Below are 10,274 nucleotides of genomic sequence, written 5' to 3'. Positions count from 1 at the left end.
AGCATGGCCTGCACACCGTCCGGCACCTTATCCGCATACTGGGACACGTTCTGGGCGTTAATGGTGAAGGCGATTTTGTCAGATTTGTACGGGTCCGGGTGATGCTGGCCCGGACGGGTATAAGTCTTGGGAATATCCTTGCGCTGGATGCCGCCGGTGTAATCCGGGATACCCAGACCTGTAGAGGTAGCTTTGCCGTTGCCTTTAATCTGTGCACCGAAAGGCGTCAGGGATGTACCCAGCTTCGCCGCTTCCTGGCTGGAAACACCAGCGTGCACATTGGCCGCCACACTCAGAGACAGTGCCAGGGCACCACCCATTGCGGTCAATTTCTTCAACATGATTGCTCTCCGTTAAAAACAGGCCGGCACCCCGGCCTGGAACAAATTAGAAAGAGTACTTAACAGAAACCGAAGCGTTGTTCCGGTCGGCCAGTTTGTTGGAATATTTGGCGCCCCAGAAGGTGGTACCAGACATGGCCACTTCCAGGTTGTTCAAGTACAGGAAACTCACGCCCAGGGTGGCTGCTTTACGGTCTTCCATAAAGTTGCCGCCAATCGGAGAGTTACCGTTTACATCATGGGCAAAACGCACGCTCGGGCTCATGGAAACGCCCGCGAAAACATTACTGTAATCCGCCTTCAGCACCGCACGGTAGCCCCAGGAAGTAGGGTCCATATAATACTTATTCGGATCATCAGGGCTGAGAATCTGGGCCTCGGAGTCCAGAATAGCCGCTGTTGAATTGTATTCCAGATCAGGGTTTTCCAACCCTTCGATGTGCTCGACACCAAGTTCAAGCAATGCAATCAAACCATCAGAACCAAATGTTGGGCCAAAGTTGAAGATACTTACGAGTGAGCCGTTATAGCTTTCCACTTCGTCGTAGAAATAGTACAGATGACCGTCTTGTACCAAAGCATCAGCGGACAAACAGGAGCCGCCCATCTCCGCGCGAACACAGTGCCCAGTCAAATCACCAATAGCCACATCCTGACCTTGCAGTGCGGACTGTCCCGCAACACCAGCAAGGGCAGAAATCAGGTTATCACCGCCTTCATTGATAATTGCACGTTTCGGCCGATATGCCAGTTCACCAGCAAGCGACATGCTGCCAATGCTGGTATTAAAGCTGGCGCCAAACATGTCCTGATCTTCTACATAGGCCATCTGATATTCGGCAGTATCGATGGTTCTCGCCATTTCTGTAACGCCACCGCCCTTGCCGTTCTGCAGATTATTCAAGCTAGAACCAACGACGGGGGTACGAGCATGGGTTCTGGTATAATAAAGAGCAAACTCAGTCCCATTTAGTCCTTCGGCAAAGTAACGATACGCCAAACCGAACTGGCCGCTGTCGCTAGCTTCTCTATCGCGTATACGATTTACCGTTACTTGAGTGGCTTCATACTGGTAATCAGAACCGTAATTTGAGGCGGTATAGTTTGCAAAACCGGGCTCAAGAATACCTGGTGAAGGAATAGCTCCCGAACTAACGGCACTCAGCGCAACAACGCGACCATCTACAATTACATTGTCCGCCCCTTTGCCAGGGAAGGCATCATGGGTAGAGAAGTAAGTGCCGGACGGCGCATCTTCAGAGTTCTTCCACTCAAACTGGTAGAACGCTTCCAGCGTGGCATTGAAGGTCAGGCCGTAAGAAAAGTAGAGGCTGTCTAGCGGCAGCAAGGCTTCCTTGATCTCGGAACCTGGCAGACGCAGAGCGTTCAGGTCAAAATAATTAGCGGTATTGACGCCGTTCTGCATGAACAGCGCCTCCCCCCAATTGATAACCTGCTGACCAAGGCGCACGTTCAGCGGTCGCTCGAAAAGATCGAAATTACCCCATACATATGCATCAAGCAGTCGGGCTCTCTGGCCAGCGTAACGTTCAGCGTCACGGCTGAAATCATCACCAGTACCATTGTTCGCGTAATCGGAATAGGTGGCATAACGGGTAAAGCCCATGGCACCAGGGAAACCGGCCGCTTTAACAAGCTGCCCTCCATCATGCCCGCCACCCATGATCACCTGATCATAAAACGCGGTGCCGCGCAGAAACATGCCGTACTTGCCCTGCCAGCTCAGATCCAGCTCCGGGGTAATTTTGTACACCAGAGAAGCCAGGCCCGTATCGTAGTTATTATTGGCATCGTTCTTGTTGATCTGAGAACCGTAACCGGCCTTGGTCATGTCAACCACATCACCGGTGGCTGCCAACATGGAGTCTTGCCCTTCGGTCCGGAACAAGGCACCTACAGACAAGGTCGTATCCAGTCGCCCGGACCAGTCCGGGTTTTCAAAATCCAGTTGAACCGCTGAAGCAGGAAGGGACAGCCCGGTAAGGGCAGTGATGCTGGCCACAGCCATCGCCAGCCTGGTTTTACGCAGGTGATTATTATTCATGTAGCTCTCCGAATTGCCATGCGCATGGCTTTATTGTTTTTACTCGGGCAACAGTAGCTCCCATTTGCAGCAGGTCCCATCATTCTTCCTGATACAAACCACCGCCCGAGCTAATGCATAATTCTTACACATCAGGGAAAAAAATAAATCCCCTGTGTACTCTATTATTAACGACCAGCCGGTCATCCCGTTATTCGCCCCGTACAGCTCCATCAGGCGGCTCCCGGAAATCAGGATGACAGTATACGGCCCAGTACTTCTGCCACGTTACTGGATGCATTTTTTTGCACATTGGCAAGCACTTCTGCCAGCCGCTCCCGGCGCTGCGGTTCAAGCCGAGGCAAGCGCGCCGCACCATTGGCAAGGCGGGCCGCCACCTGCGGATTGATGGCATCCAGCCGGGACAGTGCCTGAGCAAACAACCGGTAGCCCTCCCCATTTTCCGCATGGAAGGCTGACGGGTTGCCATTGGTGAATGTACCCACCAGTGCCCTCACCCGATTTGGCGTTTTCCAGTCAAAGGCCGGGTGTTCGAGCAGGCCATTGACTCGCTCGACGGTCTGCTCGCCCGGCACCGTAGCCTGCACCGCAAACCACTGATCCATCACCAGCGCCTCTTCCTGCCAACGCTCGGCAAACTGTGCCAGTGCCTGATCAGCCCCCGGCAAGCCATGGTGCACCAGTACCTTCAGCGCGCCCAGCTCTTCGCTCATGCACAGGGGAAGCTCGAACAGTTCCACCGCCAATCGCGCCGCTTCGTCGTGTCCGCCTGCTGCCAAAAAGTCCAGTGCCAGATTACGTAATTGCCGCCGCCCCATGGCACGGCCATCCATGCTCAATTCCGTCGCCAGCAGGTTTTCTGCCAGCGACAGCCAGTACGGTTGCAGAGCCTTGCCCAGTGCCCGTTTCATGGCACGGTGAGCCCGGTGAATGGATGCCGGGCTCAAGGGTGTATGCCGGTCACCCAATGCCACTTCACTGGGCAAGGTGAGCAACAACGCGGCCTGAGCGGGATCTTCATCGCTGCGTGCAATGACCTGTTCCAGCACGGGCACCAGCGCCGCAGCTTCAGCATCCGCCTCCCCAGGCTCAACCACCAGCCGATCCAGGGCGGCAAAGTAAAGGCGCTGAGCCGCATTCCAGCGGCAATAGCCATCACTGTCATACGCCAGCAGTCGTGCCAGCTGCGCCTGCGTGTAGGCATAATCCAGCACCACCGGGGCAGAGAATCCACGCAGTAACGAGGGCGTCACACCTTCAGGCACCGCGAAAGACACGGTTTGTTGCACCTGATCCACAATGATGACCTGCTCACCCTGCCCGTTCGCGCCCAGCGCACAGGGCGCACCCTGTTCATCCAGCAGGGCCAGACGGATCGGGATCACCAGAGGCTGCTTGTCCTCCTGACCGGGGGTGGCAGGAGTATGTTGCCGAAAAGTGAGGTGATATTGCCCCTCACTGTACTCGTCGGTAACGGTCAGCACCGGCGTGCCCGCCTGGCTGTACCAACGTTTGAACTGGCCCAGATCACGGCCGGAAACGGCCTCCATGCTGGCCACGAAGTCATCACAGGTTACCGCCTTGCCATCATTTACCTCGAAATAATGATCTGTCGCCCTGCGGAAATTCTCCGCCCCCAGCAGGTGATACTGCATGCGAACAATTTCCGCCCCTTTTTCATAAATGGTCAGGGTGTAGAAATTATCAATTTTCTGGTATTCCTCCGGGCGAACGGCGTGGGCCATGGGCCCCTGATCTTCCGGGAATTGGTGGTTCACCAGGAAATCCACGTTCTCCACCCGCTGAACGGCAGCGGAATTCATGTCCGCCGAAAATTGCTGATCGCGAAAGACCGTAAACCCTTCTTTCAGGCTTAGCTGAAACCAGTCGCGACAGGTCACCCGGTTACCGGACCAGTTATGGAAGTATTCGTGAGCCACCACGGATTCCACCCGCTGGAACCCTGCGTCTGTGGTAGTCGAGGGGTGGGCCAGCACACAGGAGGTGTTGAAGATATTGAGGCCCTTGTTTTCCATGGCCCCCATGTTGAAGTGGCTGACCGCCACGATCATGTAGATATCCAGATCGTATTCGCGGCCATAGGCCTGCTCATCCCAGCGCATGGCGTTTTTCAGCGACGCCATGGCATGGTCCAGCTTGTCCAGATCACGGTGCTCAGCATACAGCCGCAATGCCACCTTGCGCCCGGATACCGTCACGAAGGTATCTTCCAGGCAAGACAGGTCACCGGCCACCAGGGCAAACAGATAACAGGGTTTCGGGAACGGGTCTTCCCAGGTCACCCAGTGGCGCCCCCCCTCTTCTCCCTGATCTACCGGGTTACCATTGGATAACAGCAACGGATAGCGCTGCTTATCCGCCCGCACCGTAGTGGTAAATCGAGACAGAACATCCGGACGGTCCGGGAAAAACGTAATATGGCGAAAGCCTTCCGCTTCGCACTGGGTGCAATACATGCCATTGGACTGGTACAACCCTTCCAGCGCGGTATTGTTTTCCGGCTCAATATCGACCACGGAGGTGAGCGTACAGGCTTCAGGCAGCCCCTCAACGGTTAACAGGCCATTCTCGTAGTGATAGCGGTCGCTATCGAGCACCACATCATCAAGCGCCAGAGTACGCAAGAGGAGGCCTTCACCATTGAAGGTCATTACTGTGGCGTCAGGAGAGGCGGGATTGCGACGCAGAGACAAGCTGCTAGTGACAGTAGTCACGCCATCACGGATATCCACATCCAGCGCCACCCACTCAACCAGATAGGCCGGCGGCTGGTAGTTCACCAAGCGGGTGGTTTTGACTGTTTGTGCACCTTCCATAACCCTACTCCTGAAAAAGGTTTGCCTGACGGCCAATCCAATCCGTCCCGGCACAGCCCTAACGGCTGCTCTGCGAAAACAACAACACCCCGACTAGCGGGGTGTTGTTGATGATGCCATGAGCTGCACTGCAGGTCAGCTCACTACGGCGCAGCCTGCACATAAGGCGCCGTCGGCGCCAAAACCGTGCCATTACCAAGCAAGTCAGCCTCGGTGATACCCACTGCTGTCTGGCTTGGAGCCCGCACAAAGCTTACCACTTCAGTCTGTAACTCGGTCAGAGCAATGAAACCACCAGCCGTAGCCGGGTCGCCAGGTGTCAGCAAGGAGGCATGCTCACCCACGGTAAGGTTAACCAACGCATTGGCGGCACTCACATCCGTGACATCTGTCGGCCCAGTTCCCGCCGCTACCGGCTGCGCATTCAGCAAACGAGCCAACGGCATCGTCCCGGCCAGCGGGGCACCGTCAACGCTGTTAGGCACTACCTGATCGGCCAAGTATTCAGTGCCATCTCCGTAAACGGAGGCATCTCCGCCACCGACAATTTGTTGAACCAAAACAGGAATTGTCAAACTCCCACAAGTGAGAATACTTGGGTAGTCACCAGCTTGGGCTTTTACAGGATCGCATGATGCTGCACCCGCAAGAACCTCAGCAAAGTTAACGGGATCACCGGAATCAACCGTACTTTGCGCCACATACAGAAACTTCTCGAAATCAGAACTGCCTTCCATAACACCCGCTGCAGCCAGCCCACCTTTGATAGAAGGACCAAAAGCTTCCGAGTTATTTAGCAACTGAGTTAACTGCCCCCCCCCAGACGATACGACAAGGCCACTCAAAGGTTTCAGCTTGCTTGCAAATGCTGGGGTAGCCGCTTCTGTTGCCAGCTGACCATCCACAGCTATCGCCAACTGGTTAACTGTAGCGTAGGTCGCACCAATAATACCGCCCAAGGAGACACCCACCACTTTCACATCACTGATATCAAGCCCAACCATATCTCCATCTTCAAGCGCCTGCCCGATGCCTTCCAGACTGGCATTGAGGTTCAGCAGATCCATAACACTTTGGCGCAGATTGTCACGAGTGTTCGTCAGCACACCCAAGTTGATGAAATTGAGCGCCACATCACCCGCGTCGAAAGCACGAGCCCCATGCAAAGGCAAATCAATCGCGACTGTTGCCACACAGGCCTTGGCTAGGCTATGTGCGAGCGAAACCACCGAAGTGCGGTCGCTACCGATGCCATGCACATACATCACGACTTGCAAACCACTTGGCTTGGCCATGCCACAGGTAACACCGGGCTGAACTTCATAATCCTCATCAGGAAGGGTTATCTGCAAAGGAACGGATTCAAGACTAGCCTGCTTAGCAAAGGGGTACCGATAAGTTACGTTGAAGGTAGCCCCATCCGCGTCAGCCAAGGGTAATTGTGCTGGTAGTTCGTCTGCCGCTTCTACAGGAAGGCTTGCTTTTATTTTTGGCAACAATGCGTCCCCAAGCTCCCTATCTGGTTGCCAGCTATCTAATTTGTAGTTGCCGGAGATCGTTGTCTCGGGAGTTCTCAAATAGTAGGGAACATCTATTGAACCTGTGTACAACAACGCCACGCCGTCCTCAAGCGCCCCATCTGTCAGAACACTCACATCGACACCCGATGCAGGTATGGAAACATCGCGCGGCTCCGGCGAATTCAAACCCACACCTTCCATAAGAATGGCGCCAAGATTCTGTACTGCTGAACCGGGATCCACTCCAAAGTTCTTCTGTTGGGCCTGAACGATTGCAGCCTTAGGAGCTGCGTTAGCAAGCAATGGCGTAACCGGATCGGTAGTAGTAAAAGTATAAGAAATCACCACCGAATCTTTCGCTACCTCTCCCGGGATCCCCCCTCCGGAGGCCTGCCCGATAAAGCCAGCAGCCAACGCTTCCCAACCCTGAATAGCGCCACGCACAGACGCCAGTGCGCCAGCAACAGGCGGCTCAGACTCACCCAAAGCGTCATACGCCGCAGATGCACCGACCGAGTTGCCATCCGTGTCCTTCAGGCCATTGGTAACAAAAACCAGGTACTTGGTCGCCGCATTAAAAGGCTTGTTCGGCGTAATTCTCAATACGTTGTTTTGCTCGCCGTCACGGGAAATCACCGAGGCAGACACATCCGCTAACGGGAACAGGAAAGGTGCAGCCTGATTTACATTCAACGGATCAAGTGCATCTTCATCACCCGTATCTAGGGCCAGCACAAATACATTGGATTGCGCGCACTCTCCAGTGGCTAGCATGGCTTGCTGACACACCTTAATAGAGGCTTCATCCAGCTCACCTCCGGTAAAATAAATGTCGAAAGGTGCGTTGGTTGAGAAACCATCCAAAGCATTGATTCCCGCTTCCACCGGATTAGAGGGAGCACCGACATCTGCCGTGCCATCCGACGTGGCCGCCGCCGCAAAAACCAAGTCTGTATTCAAAGGCAAATCCGAAGTTACCGGATTAAATCGAGCGTGAGTGTCAAAACTGGCACCCCCGCTCTGATCCGGTACCGTGTCGCTCCCGCCACCACAGGCAGCCAGCGCCATAGCCACTGCCAGGGGCAGTACCTTTTTATAAGTATTCATGATCTCTCCCAAACCACTTTTTATTATCTAATTCCTGCCGTTGCCTGCACTTACACTCAGGGGGGCTTGATACAAGCAGCAGAAGGCTCTTTAGCCAAACGAATTATTTGTGCCTACGCTAACCCCACTACCGAAGCAGGGTTTCTAGGAAGAATACATTAATTCCGTTTTTCCACAAACGCGCGTAACAGAAAAATAATGGCGAGAAACGCCGGCAGGCGTTTTTTCAAGGACGACTCGCCGGTCACCGACGAAAAGTATTCAAATACTTAAAATATGTTTACTGCAGCGTATCCGGGCCACGCAAGATTACCGGCTGCTCTTCCGGTTTTTCTTCACTGCTCTTGCAGGCCTGTTCCATATACCCGGTGCGCTGCTCTTCAGGCAGGTTTTTTTGCTCCCAGGCAATCACTGCCTGCAGGCAGAGCTCTTTTTGCTCGCGGGTTAAAACCCGGCCATCCGCCCACTTGCCGGTTTCCACTGCACGGCGCATGTTGTCGCAGGCTTGCGGGGTCATGGACGCAATAAGATCTTCAAAGCTCTGGTAGTTCATATCGATAACTCATTTTAAAACGGCAGCACGCCAAACGTCTGGCGCATCATGGGTGGTCGTTGCGGCTGCAGGAGCTTGCTTGCAAGCGAAAACGGTTCGGCTGCAAGCAGCTTCCTACAGACACACCATCAACTGCCATCACCAGGCCGGCTACTCCAGCCCAGCTTGGAGCGGCACGCCTGATAAAAATCATGCCCTGGAGGATGAATCAGCTGCAAGCGATGCGGTTTTTTGCGTATTGCAATCACATCATCCACCTGCAGACGAATCCCTTCGGTGCCATCGCAGCTGACCAACGGGCGCACTTTTTCCGTGGTGATGTGGATTTTGATTTCACTGTCACCCGCCACCACCAGCGGACGGCTGGTCAAGGTGTGAGGATTCAGGGGCACCAGCACCATGGCATCCAGCTTGGGATGCATGATGGGGCCTCCCCCGGACAGGGCGTAGGCGGTAGAGCCGGTGGGCGTAGAGATAATCAGGCCATCGGAGCGCTGTCCGTAGACAAAGTGCCCGTCGATCATCAATTCAAAATCGATCATGTGCACACTGTCACCCGACAGCAGCACAATGTCGTTCAGGGCGCTACCCTCACCCACCACCGTTTTGCCCCGCCGCACTTCCAGATCCAGCAGGAAACGCTTCTCCGTACTGTACTCGCCATCCAGCACCTGACCGACCCGGGATTCGATTTCAGAGGGAAGAATGTCGGTAAGAAAACCCAGGTGGCCGCGGTTCACACCCAGTACCGGCACGTTATAGCGGGACAACGTACGCGCTGCGCCCAGCAGGCTACCATCCCCGCCAACCACAATCACCAGATCACAGGACTCCCCCATTTGTGAGGCACTGGCGGCCTGCAAGCCCATCTCCGGGAGATTGCCGATAATGTGTTTATCGAGGATGACGGTGCAATCACGGCCATGCAGGAAGTGGATCAGCTGGCGCAACGAATAGAGCGCCTGCTCACTTTCAGACCGTGCGATTAAACCAATATTGCGAAATTTCTCTTGCGCCACAGGGGGGATCTCATTCAGGTAATGCTGCGTCGGGTGATGCGAAACCCGAAGGCCGGGCAGCCTCACCATCCGGCAAGCGCTACCCCTGAGTCAGGTACTCGTGCAGGGTACCAGCATTGGCATTCAGGCCGCCATCCAACACGATCACATCCAGGCCGGCGTTTTTTAACAGAAAAGCGGCGGTGGCGCTACGTCGGCCGGTATCACAGTAGGCGATATAGGTCTTGCCCGGATCCAACAAACGGGATTTGAGGCGCAATACGTTAAGCGGCATATTGGTAGCCCCGACCAAATGCTCCTGGTCGAATTCATCACTGGTACGCACATCCAGCCACCAGGCCCCCTTCTCTGCGGAAGACAACACCTGATCGCCGGGCATGGTATTAATGATGGGCTCGCGCAGTAGCGCATCGAAGTCCTGCCGATCCAGCTTCATCAGCACACCGTCCGTGGCCATGGTCACCGTGGCGTTACGCGGCTTGCCGGACAACAGCGCCTCCTCACCAAACCACTGCCCTTCTTCCAGCATGGCCACAGGCGTGGGCTCACTCTCGCCCATGCTGATCGACACCTCGCATACGCCTTCTTTCAGGATATAGCAGCAATCAGCGGCCTCTCCCTGACGAATAATCACCTCACCTTCTTTGTGGCGGGTGGCTTTGAGACGGCGAAAGATTTCTAGGATATTGGTCGGCGGCACCCGATGAAAAAGCTTGGACTTGAGCAACCGGATCATCCATTCCCGGTCGTTCTGGTAGGCAGAGTTAGCATTAATATCAAGAATGACGTAACCCGCCGACTGGTCCCATGACAAAATGGTATCCAGCCGGAA

General features: G+C 54.9%; 6 protein-coding genes and 1 pseudogene. All 7 read right to left on the bottom strand.

Annotated elements, in window-relative coordinates; translation table 11 throughout:
- Positions 1-341 (bottom strand): annotated as a pseudogene (locus tag A3754_RS14350) (DUF1329 domain-containing protein); the annotation flags it as partial.
- 46 nt (positions 342-387) lie between these two features.
- On the bottom strand, positions 388-2,406 hold the full coding sequence (locus A3754_RS14345; RefSeq protein WP_063520243.1) for a DUF1302 domain-containing protein: 2,019 nt from the start codon (positions 2,404-2,406) through the stop codon (positions 388-390).
- A 230-nt stretch (positions 2,407-2,636) separates the two neighbouring features.
- Positions 2,637-5,243: an aminopeptidase N gene (gene pepN, locus A3754_RS14340; protein ID WP_063520242.1), complete on the bottom strand. Its 2,607-nt coding sequence runs from the start codon at positions 5,241-5,243 to the stop codon at positions 2,637-2,639.
- A gap of 143 nt (positions 5,244-5,386) precedes the next feature.
- Positions 5,387-7,870: a hypothetical protein gene (locus tag A3754_RS14335; protein WP_063520241.1), complete on the bottom strand. Its 2,484-nt coding sequence runs from the start codon at positions 7,868-7,870 to the stop codon at positions 5,387-5,389.
- Positions 7,871-8,150: 280 nt separating this feature from the next.
- Positions 8,151-8,423, bottom strand: coding sequence for a YeaC family protein (locus tag A3754_RS14330; RefSeq protein WP_063520240.1), 273 nt, complete (start codon positions 8,421-8,423; stop codon positions 8,151-8,153).
- Positions 8,424-8,551: 128 nt separating this feature from the next.
- Entirely contained in the window at positions 8,552-9,442 is an 891-nt protein-coding gene (locus A3754_RS14325) for an NAD(+) kinase (protein ID WP_063520239.1), read from the bottom strand.
- Positions 9,443-9,521: 79 nt separating this feature from the next.
- A partial coding sequence (locus tag A3754_RS14320; protein ID WP_063520238.1) for a cyclic nucleotide-binding domain-containing protein occupies positions 9,522-10,274 on the bottom strand: 753 nt, incomplete at its 5' end.

The sequence above is a fragment of the Alcanivorax sp. HI0083 genome (assembly GCF_001635175.1).
The sequence above is the reverse complement of the archived record's forward strand: the minus strand, read 5'-3'. Positions and strand labels throughout refer to the sequence as shown.